Source organism: Leminorella richardii, assembly GCF_900478135.1.
GTDB classification, from domain to species: domain Bacteria; phylum Pseudomonadota; class Gammaproteobacteria; order Enterobacterales; family Enterobacteriaceae; genus Leminorella; species Leminorella richardii.
Window position 1 is genome coordinate 1,834,724 of sequence record NZ_LS483470.1, and the last position, 15,004, is coordinate 1,849,727.

13 protein-coding genes are annotated in these 15,004 nt (G+C 47.0%); 10 read left to right on the forward strand and 3 right to left on the reverse strand.

Annotated elements, in window-relative coordinates:
* The first annotated feature begins 544 nt into the window (after positions 1 to 544).
* From DQM29_RS08465 to DQM29_RS08510, 10 genes are all read left to right on the forward strand, one after another.
* Entirely contained in the window at positions 545 to 2,455 is a 1,911-nt protein-coding gene (locus DQM29_RS08465) for an FTR1 family iron permease (protein WP_111740275.1), read from the forward strand.
* A gap of 91 nt (positions 2,456 to 2,546) precedes the next feature.
* Positions 2,547 to 3,074 carry an iron transporter gene (locus tag DQM29_RS08470; RefSeq protein WP_111740276.1) on the forward strand — a complete coding sequence of 176 codons (528 nt, stop codon included), beginning with the start codon at positions 2,547 to 2,549 and terminating at the stop codon, positions 3,072 to 3,074.
* Between the two features lie 156 nt (positions 3,075 to 3,230).
* Entirely contained in the window at positions 3,231 to 4,601 is a 1,371-nt protein-coding gene (locus DQM29_RS08475; RefSeq protein WP_111740277.1) for a Fe-S-containing protein, read from the forward strand.
* A 2-nt stretch (positions 4,602 to 4,603) separates the two neighbouring features.
* Positions 4,604 to 5,884: an ABC transporter permease gene (locus DQM29_RS08480; protein WP_111740278.1), complete on the forward strand. Its 1,281-nt coding sequence runs from the start codon at positions 4,604 to 4,606 to the stop codon at positions 5,882 to 5,884.
* Positions 5,885 to 5,894: 10 nt separating this feature from the next.
* Positions 5,895 to 7,007 carry an ABC transporter permease gene (locus DQM29_RS08485; RefSeq protein WP_111742044.1) on the forward strand — a complete coding sequence of 371 codons (1,113 nt, stop codon included), beginning with the start codon at positions 5,895 to 5,897 and terminating at the stop codon, positions 7,005 to 7,007.
* Positions 7,008 to 7,012: 5 nt separating this feature from the next.
* A complete protein-coding gene (locus tag DQM29_RS08490) occupies positions 7,013 to 7,741 on the forward strand; it encodes an ABC transporter ATP-binding protein (RefSeq protein WP_111742045.1) in 729 nt (242 codons plus the stop codon).
* Positions 7,722 to 8,228, forward strand: a complete 507-nt coding sequence (locus tag DQM29_RS08495) for a TlpA family protein disulfide reductase (RefSeq protein WP_111740279.1) — start codon at positions 7,722 to 7,724, stop codon at positions 8,226 to 8,228. The genes DQM29_RS08490 and DQM29_RS08495 overlap by 20 nt, the downstream gene beginning before the upstream one ends.
* Entirely contained in the window at positions 8,228 to 8,530 is a 303-nt protein-coding gene (locus DQM29_RS08500; protein ID WP_111740280.1) for a c-type cytochrome, read from the forward strand. The genes DQM29_RS08495 and DQM29_RS08500 overlap by 1 nt, the downstream gene beginning before the upstream one ends.
* Before the next feature lie 196 nt (positions 8,531 to 8,726).
* Positions 8,727 to 9,785: a helix-turn-helix transcriptional regulator gene (locus DQM29_RS08505; RefSeq protein WP_145960351.1), complete on the forward strand. Its 1,059-nt coding sequence runs from the start codon at positions 8,727 to 8,729 to the stop codon at positions 9,783 to 9,785.
* Between the two features lie 178 nt (positions 9,786 to 9,963).
* Positions 9,964 to 10,626: a DUF3313 domain-containing protein gene (locus tag DQM29_RS08510; protein ID WP_111740282.1), complete on the forward strand. Its 663-nt coding sequence runs from the start codon at positions 9,964 to 9,966 to the stop codon at positions 10,624 to 10,626.
* Positions 10,627 to 11,294: 668 nt separating this feature from the next.
* Here DQM29_RS08510 and DQM29_RS08515 read toward each other — a convergent pair.
* The 3 genes from DQM29_RS08515 to DQM29_RS08525 form a co-directional block, all read right to left on the reverse strand.
* A complete protein-coding gene (locus tag DQM29_RS08515) occupies positions 11,295 to 11,906 on the reverse strand; it encodes a response regulator transcription factor (protein WP_111740283.1) in 612 nt (203 codons plus the stop codon).
* Positions 11,907 to 12,217: 311 nt separating this feature from the next.
* Complete coding sequence (locus tag DQM29_RS08520) at positions 12,218 to 13,762, reverse strand: TolC family outer membrane protein (protein WP_111740284.1); 1,545 nt, start codon at positions 13,760 to 13,762, stop codon at positions 12,218 to 12,220.
* Positions 13,763 to 15,004: an HlyD family type I secretion periplasmic adaptor subunit gene (locus DQM29_RS08525; RefSeq protein WP_111740285.1), complete on the reverse strand. Its 1,242-nt coding sequence runs from the start codon at positions 15,002 to 15,004 to the stop codon at positions 13,763 to 13,765.

The window sequence follows — 15,004 nt, forward strand, 5'->3', positions numbered from 1 at the left end:
AATAACCATATGTTTTGAAAGTTTTTTTATTATTTTGTTTTTAAAGCGTGTGATACCGATTAGAGCGCAGCGGTAGTGAAACGCTGTTTTTTTAATCACAAAATGCAGGAGTTTGTTAAAGAGACATCACTAAACGGCGGGATGAACTATGGGAAGGTATGAATTCAAGATGAAACCCTGAGGCCCCTGTCGTTCTTTAAGACTTTTTGATATTTATTTAACATATTTATCATAAAGAAGAGAGAATAAGTGCGATAACAAAGGAAAAAATCAGGATATTGATGAACGATTAGATGCAATATTAGGTAAATATACCGTATAACACGCTTTAAACCATTATTTCACATTGCCATAGGGGAGATAAACATAAAACACTGGTTTCGTTGATCGTCCGCAAGGTCCATTTCTTCATACAGGTCATTTTGTTACAAGAACGCCCCCACGCTTTCTTCTATCTCTATAGTTTGACAAAGATCAGGTTATTTCTTTTCCTTAAGTCAGTATAATGAGAATAACTATCATTGTAATAGCTACTTTCATAACTATGTCGATCCTGAAAAAAACGCTTTTTCTTCTTATTGGATGGTGTGCTTTTATCACCGCAGCTTTCGCGACAGACTATCAAAGCCTGACGGACGACATTCGTCAGCGTCTTGATAAAACCTCTCAATTTTATCAGCAGCAGCAAATTGATGAGGCCAGAACGGAAGTTCAAATGGCCTACTTTGAAGTGTTTGAAAACCTTGAAGGTCCTATTCGCATCAATATTTCTGCGCAAAAAAGCTACCAGATGGAAGCCGCGTTTGGCGAAATTCGCAAAATGATAGGCGACGGTAAGCCACAGGCCGAGGTTGATGCCAAGATTAGCTGGTTGAAAGGGGAGCTGGACAGCGTGCTCCCAGTGTTAAGGGATGGACATAAGCTAAGCGCAGAACAGCAACACGGTACTTATGACAACAGCGACATCGCGCCATACTGGCAGCAGAGCTTCAAAACGATAGACGATCTGCTGGCAGAAGCTATCACGCTTTATCAGAGCGAAAACTATGCTGAGGCTCGCCGTAAAGTTCAGCAGGCACAGTACGACGGTTTCAAAAACTCCGAAATGGAAATGTCGGTGCGTCAAAATCGCTCTTCTCAGCAGGCGGGTGAGATCAATCGCCAGTTTAACGAGCTTATCGCCATTAGCGGTGAAGCGGGAAAAATGAACGACGTCAGCTATCGTACGACCGCGCTGCTTCAGGATCTCGAAGACCTTCTGCCGGGGCTGCCCACCACGCGTGAAGCACAGCAGGCGGTTGCCGCAACGGGAACTACTCCTGCCGACAGCACTCCAGATGCAGACTGGTCTAAGGTTGTCACCGATATTGACTCAGCCGTAAAAGCGGCGCTGGTGAAGTATAAGGAGGGCGATAGTAAAGGGGCGATGATGGCGATTCAGGACGCTTACTTCGACCTGTTTGAAGCCAGCGGAATGGAGAACAAGATAGGTTCGCGCGACGCGGCCTTTAAGACCCAAATTGAAAACCACTTCACTCGGATGGTCAGCCAAATTAAGGCCGGTCAGTCTTTAGACGTGGTAGAGCAGCAGTCCCAGTCACTGCAAACCGATCTTCTTGCTGCGGTTGAAGTGTTGGGCAGCGGGGCGCAGACGAGCTGGAGCCTGTTGATATACAGCCTGCTTATCATTGTTCGCGAAGGGCTTGAGGCGCTGCTTATCGTAGCCGCTATCGTAGCGTATCTGGTGAAAAATAATCATCGCGATAAGCTTCCGATGATCCGTCAATCTGTGTATGTAGCACTGTTAGCGAGCGTAGTGACGGCAGTCATTTTCCAATGGCTGTTCTCTAACTCAGGCGCTAGCCGTGAGCTTCTGGAAGGGTTCACGATGCTGATTGCTGTGGTCATGCTGTTCTTTATGAGCTACTGGCTGCTGTCTAAAGTAGAAGCAACCCACTGGAAAGCCTATTTGGAAGGCAAGCTGTCGCACTCTCTGTCAACAGGGTCTGTTGTTGGGCTTTGGCTGACCAGTTTTCTTGCTGTTTATCGTGAAGGTGCCGAAACGGTCCTGTTCTATTTCGCCTTGATGGGGGACTCAACAACCGTTAGCGGGCATTTTTCTATTCTGGCCGGTTTCCTGATCGGCTGCGTTATCCTGCTGATTGCCTATGTGATTATGCGCTTTAGCGTCGTTAAGCTGCCGCTGAAGCCGTTCTTTATGTTTACCGGCTGCTTTATGTACCTGATGGCGTTTGTTTTCGCCGGTAAGGGCGTACTGGAACTGATTGAGGGCAAGCTGTTTGAACCAACGCTGCTCTCTGGAGCGCCTGAAGTTGTGTGGCTGGGCATTTACCCTTATGTCGAAACCTTAATACCACAGGCAGTTCTGATCGTTGCGGCGTTGATTGCCCTGTGGGTAATGAAGAAAAGTTCGCCCTCCAAGGCGAATGGATAACTAGAAGCAGTGTGAGCAGTTCTACTAATCCCGCAGCGCTCAGCGCGTTGAACGTTGATCTGCGGACGAGATGACAAAAAAGGATGGAAAAATGGCAATGAAGAAAACGTTTGTTACCGGTGCATTTATCGCCGGTCTGTTGACGGCTCCGGCAGCATTCGCTTTTAAAGAGTACCCAGCGGGTGAACCGGTCAAAATGAACGAAATGGAGATTGCAGCAGTTTATCTGCAGCCGATCGATATGGAACCCCGTGGGATGGGCTTGCCTGCTGCTAAGTCAGATATTCACCTAGAAGCGGACATTCATGCCGTTGAAGGGAACAAGAATGGTTTCGGCGCTGGCGAATGGATGCCTTACCTGACCATTTCCTACACGCTGGTGAATACCGATACAGGCGAGAAGCAAGAAGGTACGTTCATGCCAATGGTTGCCGGTGACGGTCCGCACTACGGCGCTAACATCAAAATGATGGGCGTAGGCAACTATAAAGTGACCTATCACATCGAGCCGCCGTCAAAAGCGGGCATGCACCGTCATACTGATGATGAAACCGGCGTAGGCCGCTGGTGGAAACCGTTTGACGCTAGCTTTGAGTTTAAGTACGTCGGTCTGAACTGAGAGTAAAGCGCAGGCCGGAAGGGCACTTCGTTCTTCCGGTTCGCGCTTGATAAAAGAACGCCGACAGAAAACCTGCCGAGCTTTTCATCTGAAGTTGCTGTAAACGTATGGGAGGCGTTTTGACCGTTACGGGCGAAGCGCAAACAGATATCCATGATGAATTATTTTTTGGTTTCGGTACTACAGACGTTTTTACCCGTTTCTCTTTTATTAGGTGTGAGTTGGGCATCGCGTCAGGCGCCGGGGCTGCGTCCCACTGTATGGCTAAGCCTGCTAGGCTTTTTTATCGGCACCTTTGCCGGCATCCATTTTCCCCATTCGCAACAGTGGGCACTGTTTTTCGCCCTGTTCCAGCTGCTTTCCGTCGCGCTATTTCTTATCAGTCAGGGGTTTTCTTCTCGTCGCCTTGGCTATTTCTGGCTGTTTATTTTTATTCTTATTGCCGCAGTGCGCTGGGGACAAACGCCCAATCTGAGCGCAATTACCGCGACTAACGTTGTAAACACAGACCTTATTCTTAACGTCAGCGCCGTGCTGTGTGGTATTGCCATCGTGGCAGCCGCTGGCGCAATGGTGGCCGTTTGTGTTAGTCAGGTTCGTTTTTTACGCTGGCCACTGCTTATTGCTCTCGCAGTACTGCTGGCGCTGCCTGCATCGGGTGAACTGATGCTGGTGATGATGAAGCTTCAGGTGATTGAGCTCACTAAGTCTTTGTTGAGCTATGTGGCGAAAGTGACTAACGCTCGGGCTTTGATTAACTATGCCAGCGGGGCGCTATTGCTGATCACGGCTTTGGTATATCTGCTGTGTACGGTTGTTCCCAGAAGAAAAGCAATAACGCACGCCGATCCTGTTTCCTATCGAAAGGCTGTGGCGCACTATCTTGACGCTCGTAGGGCGATGGTGGTGACGCTGCTGCTGTCAGTAATGGCCATTGGCGCACAGGTATACTGGGATAAAGTAGCCTCTCAGCCGCCGAGACTGTCAGAGGCGCAGCCGGTTCTGCTTGCCGATGATGAAATGGTGCATATTCCACTTGAACAGGTGAAAGACGGCAAACTACACCGCTTTGTTTGGGTGGCCGACGATGGTAAAGCGGTGCGCTTTTTTGTCATTAACCGCTATCCGGACAAACTGCGCCTTGGTGTGGTGTTTGACGCCTGTCTGCTGTGTGGCGATCAGGGGTACGTCATGGAGGGCAATCAGGTTATCTGTGTAGCCTGCGATGTGCATATCTTTATTCCTTCAATTGGTAAGCCCGGGGGCTGTAACCCGGTGCCGATTGACGAATGGAATATGACCGAAACGGAATTAACGATTGGTAAAAAGTCGTTGGAAGCAGGGCTCAATTACTTCAACACCGTCGTGACCTTGGAAGTGACCGACCCCGTTGACGGCAGCCGCCTGACGAACACCAAGGCTGAACACCGCTATACCTTTGCGGGGAAAACCTACTTTTTCTCTAACGCAACGAACTTTGAAGCCTTTAGGGATAACCCAGAGAAATACGTTCAGGAGGCTAAGTAACTATGCTGTGGCGAATGCTGCGCCAGTCCTGGTCGCGTAACTTGGGTAAAAAATCTCTGGCGGTAGTCACCATCTTTCTCGCGGCAGGGCTTATTTCTGCGCTGCTGGCGGTGTCTATCGACATTGGCGACAAAATGGCTCGAGAGATGAAGTCTTATGGCGCCAATATTCTGATTGAGCCTGCAGGGCAGGCAACGCTGCCGACGCTGTTTGGTGAAAAAAATAACCCTCTGGTTGGGCAGGAGTTTTTGGACGAATCCGAACTGCCTAACATCAAAGACATCTTCTGGCGTAACAACATTATTGGTTTTGCGCCGCTGCTCAGTGGTGAAGTCAGCGTTCAGGGGCACGACGTTGTTGCTCTCGGCACTTTCTTTGAACAGGCCGTTGATGTTCCGGACGAAGAGGATTACCACACGGGGCAGAAAACCGTAAGCCCATACTGGCAGGTGAACGGCGAATGGCCGAAAGAAGACGGCGAGACGCTTCAGACGCTTGTTGGACAACAGCTTGCACAACAAACGGGCTGGAAAGTGGGCGATCGCCTAGAGGTGAAGGGGCCCAAAGGGCATCTTGACGTTATCGTAAGCGGCATTTTAGCCAGCGGCGGTGATGAAGAGCAGCAGTTGGTTATGCCGCTGGCCCAGGTTCAAACGCTAATGGGACTCGCGGGCAAAGTGCAGGCTGTTCGCGTTTCTGCGCTAACGGTGCCGGAAAATGAGCTATCTCGTAAGGCGCGAGCGGATCTGGAGTCGCTGAATGCGGAAGAGTACGACCTGTGGTACTGCACTGCCTATGTGTCATCAATAGCGCACCAGCTGGAAGAGGCAATTTCTGGATCTGGCGTTAGGCCTATCTGGCAGGTTGCAGCCTCAGAAGGCATCGTCATTGAAAAGATTCAGCTGCTCTTAGCGGTGGTTACGCTGGCCGCGCTGCTGGCGTCGGCGATGGGTATCGCCTCGTTAATGACCAGTAACATTATGGAACGCACGCGCGAAATTGGCCTGATGAAGGCGCTGGGCGCCCGTCAGTGGCAAATTATGACCCTGTTTTATCTGGAAGCTGCGATGAGCGGTGTGATTGGCGGTCTGTTTGGCTGCTTAGCCGGCTGGGGATTGGCAAAGGGGATCGGCATGATGCTGTTTGATGCGCCATTAAGTTTTGCCTGGATTGTTGTCCCTTGTGTACTTGCGCTGTCGGTTCTGATTGCGCTTATCGGTACCTGGTTCCCCGCGAGGAGAATTGCCTACCTTTACCCGGTGGAGGTGCTGTATGGACGCTAAGTCACAAAGCATGTTCTGGCGACTGGTGTGGAGGGCTCTCAGGCTACGCATGCAGCGCGTTATTGTCGTATTTGCCGCACTGGCTGTTGGCGCCGCGATCGTTACCTCAATGTCCGCAGTTTATTTTGATATTAACGCCAAGATGAGCCAAGAGCTGCGTACCTTTGGCGCCAACTTTTATATCGGCCCAGGACATGGGCATACGATGGCGCAGGCGGAGTATCAGAAAATTATGGACGACGCGCCGTCGAACGTCGTAAGTGCGGGAACGCCTTATCTCTACGGCACAGCCCGCACTGAGCTAGAGAAAGTGGTTGTGATGGGCGTATGGTTTGAGTCGCTCAAGCAGATTGTTCCCTACTGGCAGGTGACCGGAAACTGGATTGGCGTCAGCTTTGATGACCGCAACGCGATGATTGGCTACAAGCTGGCTAACCGCCTAGAGCTGAAAGTGGGCGATACGGTGGTTTTGGTCGACGGTGAACACAAAAAGCCTTTGCAGATTAAAGGCATCGTCGAGGCCGGTGACGCTACGGATAACGTGCTGATTATCAATCTACCGCTAGCTCAAAGCTGGCTTAACCAGCCTAACGCCATCAGTCACGCACTGCTAAGCGTGAATAACGAGCTGGGGCAGGTGGATAGCTTTGCCGAAAAGCTGCAGGTCGATTATCCCGATCTTGAAATTCGCCCGATCCGAAAAGTGTCCGCGTCGGAAGGTCAGGTATTGGATAAAATTAAAGGACTGATGGGGTTGGTTTCTCTGGTGATTCTGGTGCTTTCAACCCTGTGTGTGAATACCACACTGATGGCGATTGTCAGCGAACGTTCCCGCGAGTTTGCGCTGCAGAAAGCGCTGGGCGCGAAGGGAAGTGACATCGTGCGTCAAATCGTTACGGAAACGCTGCTGGTTGCTTTAGTGGCCGCAGTCGTAGGCGTGGCTGTGGGCTATGTTTTAGCACAAATTCTTGGGCAGACGGTCTTTTCCGCCGCCATTGGGCTTCGTATTCAGGTTATTCCGCTGACGCTGGGGTTATCGCTGCTGGTAGCAATGATTGCCGCCGTTTTACCGACCTATCGTGCAGTTAAGATTGAGCCAGCTAAAGTATTGAAAGGAGAGTAGCGGTGATGCAACAGTCATCAACAGTTCAACCCTCATCGCCTTGGGTGATAGAAACCCGGCATTTGTACAAGCGCTTTGGTCAGGTTGTGGCGCTGGACGATATTAATTTACACATCAAGCGCGGAGAGTTTGTCGCCATCATGGGGGCATCCGGCTCGGGAAAAACCACGCTGATGAATATTTTGACCTGTCTGGATACCGTCAGCGAAGGCCAAGTGCTGCTGGACGGTGTTGATGCGGCACAGCTGGATGAAGAAGGGCGCCGCGCCTTCCGTTCGGATAAGATCGGTTTAGTTTTTCAGCAGTTTCACCTGATCCCATTTTTAACCGCGCTAGAAAACGTGATGCTGGCTCAGCATTACCACAGCATTGTGGATGAAGAGGCTGCGCGTAAAGTTCTGGCAAAGGTTGGTTTAGAGCATCGCGTAGACCACCTGCCAAGCCAGCTTTCTGGCGGTGAACAGCAGCGAGTCTGTATTGCGCGCGCTTTAGTGAACGAGCCTCCGGTTATTTTTGCCGATGAGCCAACGGGCAACCTTGACGAGCAAAACGAGAAGCTGGTTTTAGGCCTACTAACAGATTTACACAAACAGGGAACAACCATTGTCATGGTTACCCATAACCCAGAGTTGGGGCGCTTTACCGATAGAATTATTCGTCTCCAGCACGGAAAGTACTTAGGAGAAGAAGTTAACCAGCGTGAAGGGGAGCCCAATGAGGATAAGACTGAATAGGCTGAGTATTGCCTTGCTGATTGGCGTATCGCTGCTGCTTAGTGGATGCAAAGAAGAGACGGCCAAAGTAGGCGAACCTGCACCAACGCTTGCCGCCTATGACCTGCGCGGAGAGCGCGCTTCACTTGAGCAGTGGCAGGGAAAATACGTCTACCTGAGCTTTTGGGCGTCAAACTGCGGTGGCTGCCTGGCAGAGATGCCGACACTTGAGAAATTGAGTGGGGAATTCAGCGAAAGTGTCGTGGTTGTAGGCATTAATACGGATCGCGAGGATTTTAATATCGAGGCGATGCTAAAAGATCTCAATGTAACTTACCCTAACGTGAAAGATCAGCTTTCGATAACTCAAGAACGCTATCAGGTGGTCGGTACACCAACGGCGTTTTTGATTGCTCCTGATGGAAAGCTGCTGGCTCAGTATGTTGGAATGATGAAAGAGCCACAGCTGGCAGCGATTTTTGAACGTACACGAGGGGAGCGTCCGTAATGCTGAAAGCGGGCATAGCAACAGCCGTTGTGCTGTTCTGTTTAGGAGCTCCAGCGCACGGGCAGGAAATAAAGGGCTTTTATCAAAAAAACTGTGCTTCCTGCCATGGCCGAAATGGTGAAAAAACTGCCTTAAATAAGGCAAGAAAGCTCACCACCCTTGATGAAGCACAAATTACCGAGGCGTTGAAAACTCGGCGAGACGGTAAAGTTAAGGGGGCGGGCAACCAAGTGAAGAAACGCCTTAGCGATGAAGACATTCATCAGCTGTCTGAATATATTCAAACGATTAATCCTCGCTGATATTCGAGTATTCACTATTAACGTAGAAAAAATAACGCGCTTTGACGCGTTATTTTTTGTTTTTCATTAAACAAACTGTGTGTCATAAAAACCAGAAGTGTATAAATGTGTTCAAACCTGTTTCCGAGAGTTTCACCACTCCCCTTAATTTCATTTATTTCTTTAAGTTCATGCAGATAGAATTAATCATCTAGTTGTGAACTATTTAAGAAAAAGGCGTGTCATAAAGTTTAATACCATCAATTTTTCTTTTATTTCGCGTGGCGTGATAATGAAAGAGTCATTCTATTTTCAAAGAAATTATAGTGGGCTGAATGCTGCTGGCAGGGTTGAACTGCTTGAAGGGGGATTTTTTACTCGTCGTTTGGCGAGCCCTGAAAACGACATTGAGAATACCCGAATAGATTTAGGGCAGTTTCGGCTAGAGTGTGGTCATCATCGAACGCCTGTTGTTTCTCGAGGAAAACTGCCTCCTAACTTTGTCTCTCTTGGATTGATGACAAAAGGGAACTGCTCTGCACGATGTAACGGAATGCCGGTTGGTGAGAGAAACCTGCGTATTTATCCTGAGAGTACGGAGATTTTTTATCACACATCAGAAGAGGCTGAATGGTTCATTTTTTCCGTGCCCAGGCATCTGTTGCAAACTGAACTTTCAACCTTACCAGAGCGAATAACGTTACCCGTTAACCACATCATGACGGTTCCGCTTAGCGAAGCCGCACATGCCCAATTAAAGAATCTGATTGAAAACGTCTTTTCCTTTGTAAGGTCTTTGCCGGATCCTCGGTCGCTTTCTGATATTGCCGATAAGCTGCTGAACAGGCTTCTTTGCGGCTATGTCACAGCTATAGGCAGCAGTAACGAACAGTGGCGGGATATCTTTCCTCATCGGCTGCTTCAACTGCACGGTCAGTTGATTATGGCGAGTGAGGGGTTGGTACTGTCCAGTGAAAATAACAATCTCAAACTGACTGAACTGGCGCGCTCTACCGGCTATACCTTAAGAGCGCTGGAGATCATATTTAATAACACGGTTGGAATGCCGCCCAAAAGCTGGTTTATGAACCTGCGTTTAAATGGGGCACTGTATGACCTGATTTATGCCCAAAAAGATGAGAACGTGGCGAAAACAGCAACTCGTTGGGGGTTCCAGCATTTGGCCCGTTTCTCATCTATATATCGACAGACCTTTGGCGAGCGCCCCAGTGAGACACTGGCGCGATCGCGTGAGAAAAAACAAATTAAACTATAAAGATAGTGATTATTTGTTTTTAATCTATTTGCTATTATCCATAAAGACGCAATTTTTCTACTGTAGCCCGATCCCTTCTATAATCATTCCAAGCCTCGACACTCGAGAGCGATAGGATATCAAGGCAGGGAGTTGGCGACATAGCTTATAACGATGAATGAGATAATAGGGGTTTAATATGCTGGTAATGAAACGTCTGTCCGCTGCCGTGATTCTGGGGGCTTTCCTTTTAGGAGGATGTACCTCAAAGGTGGCCGATTCAAATGAGTACTCCGGATTTTTATCTGACTATTCCAAACTGCATAAGGCTGAAAGCCCGACAGGGCAGACGGTGCTGCGCTGGGCCGATCCTGCGCTTAAGTCAGCGAACTATCAAAACGTCTATTTTGAACCAATTGTTTTTCATCCTACACCAAAGCCTTCAGAGAAAATTTCCCAGCAAACGCTAGACAGCGTTCTGAGTTTTACCAATCAGCGAGTAAAAACCGCGCTGGGTCAGCGACTGCACCTAGTTGATAATAAGCTGGCACCGAATACCCTGATTTTCCGCGGCGCCATTACCGGCGTTAGCGCTTCAACTCAAGGTCTCCACTTTTATGAGGTGATCCCTGTTGCTTTGGTGCTGGCTGGCACGATGGCGGCAACAGGAGAGCGCGATGAAGATACTGTGTTAATGTTTGAAGGGGAGCTAATCGACGCGAAAACGGGGAAAACCGTGTTTGAGGTTGTGCGTAAAGGCTTTGGAAAACCTCTGAGCAACGATAGGCAAAAGGTTACCGTCGAAGACTTACAAAAGATTGTCAGCGATATGGCCACAGATATCGTACGCTATCAGGACTAAGAGGGAGTTTTTACTCGTTTTACTGTTAAGGCGCCGCTTTTGCGGCGTTTTTTATGTCTGAATAATTGGATATATTCAGGAGCTAGCAGAAATTATGATGATATTAATAGGTAAAAATTATAACGTGGCGTTAAACATAATAAATATCGTTATTTTCAAAAATTAGAGTATTGCCACTAAACCGCAGAGATATAGCAGAGTAATTGAGTGAATAGAGATAACGGTCTTATTGAGCTCGCATTTAAAATCAAACTTAATTTAAACACTTTGTTTACATTTATGTGACATTTCCGCATCCCTCATCTAGTCTTAATAGTGTTAGCATCAATGGTGTTTATGGTTTTTATGTTTTTAATTAAAGCGCTTTTAATGCATACTTAAATTAGCCTACTGGTGGAGGGGAAGATAATGAAAGTACTATTTACCGTGACCGGTTTCGTTCTGCTAGTGTTCTATTCGACGCTTTTTGTGATGTATTTGCCTTAACGGCGCCAAATCTGTACAGCGTTTATGAAAGGCAGCCGTAAAGAGCCAAGGGAAAAGAGCAGGCACGTTTCACTGTCTCTTGTCGAAAAAGAACAGGATTTGCCGCTCAGTTTTAACTAAAAGGATTGGCTGTGCCCATTTTTGACTGAATAGATAGCCCGCTTTATCTAAGCGGGCTATCATTATCCTGCAAAACGCCCAAGTTTGAACAGATCTAAAGAATTTTTGATCTCTAGCTTGAACATGATGTTATAGCGATGAACGCTCACCGTCTTACTGCTGATGTCCAGTTTTTCCGCGATATCTTTATTCGATAACCCCTGAGTAATATATTGCAGTATTTCTCTTTCCCGGTTGGTGAGCGAGGCTGTTTTGCTGGTTTTGCTATGGTAAAGCTTAGACTTAGGGATACATTGAAAGCCATTCATTACCAGCCTAGAGACGAGAGTCAGCGATTCGATGTCATTTGTTTTATCAATTATGCCATCGATGGGGGCTTCCAAAGAGTTGATGATATCTAAATTTGACGTCTCTGAAGCTAGACCAATAAGCTTGGTCGCTGCATTCTCACCTTGAATCTCTTTTACGAGCTTTTCTTTATCATTATTTATTAAATCTATATTGATAAGCACTAGCTGAATATCCTGTTCCTTAATCACGTCAACAATACCGGATGTGGAATGGATAGACCCTACAATATCTAGAAAATCTGTATTTTTGAGTATTTCACTGATCGCAAAACATACAAATTTATTGTTATCTACTATCAGTGTCTTTACTTTTTCATTATCCATATCAATTTCCTGTCCTATGTATTTAGTCAAGGTTTAAAAAGATTTTTGTCATGTTTGAAATAGATTGAAAATCAATTATTCACTCATTATCAAACTGGAAATTATTCATACAGATGCATGATTTAATTTCTTTTACTATAACGCATGAATAATAACATCACATATACTATATTTTATGCCAATGAAATCGCTAAAATACGATTATTAAATCTGCACTTTTTGTTTTTGTTGATTTTTTATTTATTTTTTGTGTGACATGCAGAATATGTCGCCAAATTTATTCTTACATTCCAAAAAAACTATTTATATTATTATTTTATAACGCTTATTCCCAATAGAGCCAAAGGATCTTCGATCTCTTTTCTTTGCGAAGCATTGGGCTCTATGCGTGGATTATTTGAGTTTTCTATAGCAACTGTTTGTGCTGTTTGGCCCATCGGGCTTTGCGTAACCTTCACCTCACTATGAGTGGGAGCCATTTTAACTAAACCAGTGGGTTGGCTATTTTCTATTGGTTTTTCTTTGAATTCTACAGAAGAGGGGCTGTTGTCAAATCCCAAAATGTCGGTGATAAGGTTGCCGTCAGTCTTCTCCTTAAAGTCAACGTGTATATTAAATGCACTGTTTATCTGGCCAAGCTCAGAAAAAATTCTGACAAGGAGGATCTTGAAGTTAAACTCGGCATTAATCTGGTTGTTCATCGTTTGAAATAGCTCTTGCTCGGCATTAAGAAGATCAAGCACTGAACGGCGATTCACTTTGTATTGCTCATGATAAAGGCTTTTAACTTCTAAAGAGTGGCTTATCCTTTCGGCGTAAATATTAATCTGTCGCTCTTGGCTTAATGCCTCTTGATACATTTGTGATACTTTAGTGGAGAGGTCTTCAATCGATTTTTCAATATTCCAGCGAGCGCTTTCTACTCGCTGGGCAGCACCTCGACTCCGATAAATCGCGCCGCCGCCGTCAAAAATATTGCTGTTAACGTTGAGCATGACTAGCGTGTCGTTGTCACCGTAGGTGGTCGTTTTTCCCTGAGAAACGGAAACGCTGAGTGCGGGCATCCAGCTTTTACTGGTATAGGCATACTCAGCTGACGCAGCGTCCTTATTGGCTCGCATGGCCTGAATACGAGGTGATTCAGTGATGCGTTCTCGAATATGGGAGGCTAGTTGTGCCTTTATGACTGTCATGTCTGGATCTGTGAGGCCAGAAGGGCGCTTGCCAACCAGAATATGGAAATCTGCTTCAGCAGCCTTAAGCTGCGCCTCATAGCCGGAGAGGTCAGCTTCTAGACCTTTAATGCGCACTTCAACCTGTTCAACGTCTCCCAGGCTGTCTACACCACCGTCGGCTCGGGCCTGAGCCAGTCTCAATATGTTGATATGCTCCGTCTTGTTCTTTTTAGTAATATCGATAATTTGTTGGAATTTAATAATATTGAGATAAGTCTCCGCAACTTTGGAAGATAAAACCTCCGCTTCATCATAGGCGTTATGAACCTCTGCGGACTTGCTGTGTTCGGCGTATTCAACTCTGTCACCGGTGCGGCCGAAGTCAAACAGGTTCTGTTCAACTTTTACTGAGTAGGTTTTTCCATCGTCGTTGCTGTTGTTCTTATTGGTATTGCTCAGCTCGTTGCCAGTATTCACCGAAACGTTAGGAAGCCAACCGCTTCGCGCTTCTCCAATCGAACTCTGTGCTGAAGCAACCTTACCCTGATGATACTTTATCGTTGGCGAGCGGTTGATGGCTGTCTGTAAAGTATTTTGTAGCGTCTCTGCGCGTAATGGGGCAGAAAGACATGCGAACCCGGCCAGTCCAATACACAGCATCATTTTATTATAGTGAGTCACTTATCTCTCCCTCAGGGCTTCTTTAGCTTTATTTAATGGTTTTAGTAGATAGTCCAGAACGCTTTTTTGTCCTGTTTTGATGTCAACGGTTGCCAGCATGCCGGGAACGATTTCATGCAGCTTGCCGTCTCGAGTTTCTAATGCAGAGCGTTCGGTGCGAACGAAAACTTTGTAGTAATACTGTTCACGACGAACCTGATCCTGAATGGTATCGGGAGAAATGCGTTCTACTGTGGCATCCATCGTTCCATAAATAGAGGATTCGTAGGCGCTGACTTTTACGATAGCCTTTTGATTTGGATGAATAAATGCAATATCTCTAGGGTTTATTTTGACCTCAATCACCAGCTGATCTTCAGAAGGAACCACCTCCATCAGTTTTCCACCAGGTTCCAGAACGCCGCCAACCGTCGTGACCTGAACGTCTTTAACAATCCCCTTTACTGGTGACGTAATAACGGTGCTGGCCAACTGGTCTTTTCTCTGTAGCAGTTGGAAATAGATAGAGTCCAACTCGTTCTTTTTCTTCACCAGTTCTTCTTTGGCCTGTTCAAAATAGTGGTTACGCGCTTCGGTGATCCGGTTTTTAAGATCGTTTTCCTCTTTTCTTAATCGAAGTTCTTCCACCTGCCCAACGGCGCCTTTGGCAACCAGAGGGCGGATCAGCGCCAGCTCGTTGTTAGTTAACTTCAGGCTTCTTTGTAGACCAGAAACGTTCTCGTCCAAGCTTCTGCGACGCGATAGCAGCAAAGACATTTCATGGTCAATCAGCACTTTGTGTTCTTTCAGCAGCTCTTCATCATTCAGCGCCTTGTCGTTGGCTTCGCTGGAGTAGCTACGCAAAAAGACAATAAAGTCCGGCTGCTCTTTTTCGCCCTTAATTTCTGCCGTTAGGCGAGCGATGCTGACCGCTAGCGCCTTTACTTTGGCACCGACTTCGTTATATCCAGCTTCAAAGCGCGTCGAGTCCAAAATAGCCAGCTGTTGGTTAGCCTCGACGAGATCGCCTTCACGTACCATCAGCTCACGAATCACGCCACCGTCTCTGGCCTGAATAATCTGAGAGCGATTCCAAGTGATGACGGTTCCCTGGCCGTTGGTGACTTCATCCAGTTCGGCAAAATAGCCCCAGACGAGTAAAAGCAGACAGGTCGATAAAATAATCCAAATGATCTTTGCATTTTTGCCGCTCTGAATGTCGCTAACGTCAGTCAGCTCGTTATTTTTCTTAAAGAATGTCAT

Bases quoted from the DNA above. Each gene is read 5' to 3' on its own strand.
- DQM29_RS08465 (WP_111740275.1), top strand. From the start codon at position 545: ATGTCGATCCTGAAAAAAACGCTTTTTCTTCTTATTGGATGGTGTGCT.
- DQM29_RS08470 (WP_111740276.1), top strand. From the start codon at position 2,547: ATGGCAATGAAGAAAACGTTTGTTACCGGTGCATTTATCGCCGGTCTG.
- DQM29_RS08475 (WP_111740277.1), top strand. From the start codon at position 3,231: ATGAATTATTTTTTGGTTTCGGTACTACAGACGTTTTTACCCGTTTCT.
- DQM29_RS08480 (WP_111740278.1), top strand. From the start codon at position 4,604: ATGCTGTGGCGAATGCTGCGCCAGTCCTGGTCGCGTAACTTGGGTAAA.
- DQM29_RS08485 (WP_111742044.1), top strand. From the start codon at position 5,895: ATGTTCTGGCGACTGGTGTGGAGGGCTCTCAGGCTACGCATGCAGCGC.
- DQM29_RS08490 (WP_111742045.1), top strand. From the start codon at position 7,013: ATGCAACAGTCATCAACAGTTCAACCCTCATCGCCTTGGGTGATAGAA.
- DQM29_RS08495 (WP_111740279.1), top strand. From the start codon at position 7,722: ATGAGGATAAGACTGAATAGGCTGAGTATTGCCTTGCTGATTGGCGTA.
- DQM29_RS08500 (WP_111740280.1), top strand. From the start codon at position 8,228: ATGCTGAAAGCGGGCATAGCAACAGCCGTTGTGCTGTTCTGTTTAGGA.
- DQM29_RS08510 (WP_111740282.1), top strand. From the start codon at position 9,964: ATGCTGGTAATGAAACGTCTGTCCGCTGCCGTGATTCTGGGGGCTTTC.
- DQM29_RS08515 (WP_111740283.1), bottom strand. From the start codon at position 11,906: ATGGATAATGAAAAAGTAAAGACACTGATAGTAGATAACAATAAATTT.
- DQM29_RS08525 (WP_111740285.1), bottom strand. From the start codon at position 15,004: ATGACATTCTTTAAGAAAAATAACGAGCTGACTGACGTTAGCGACATT.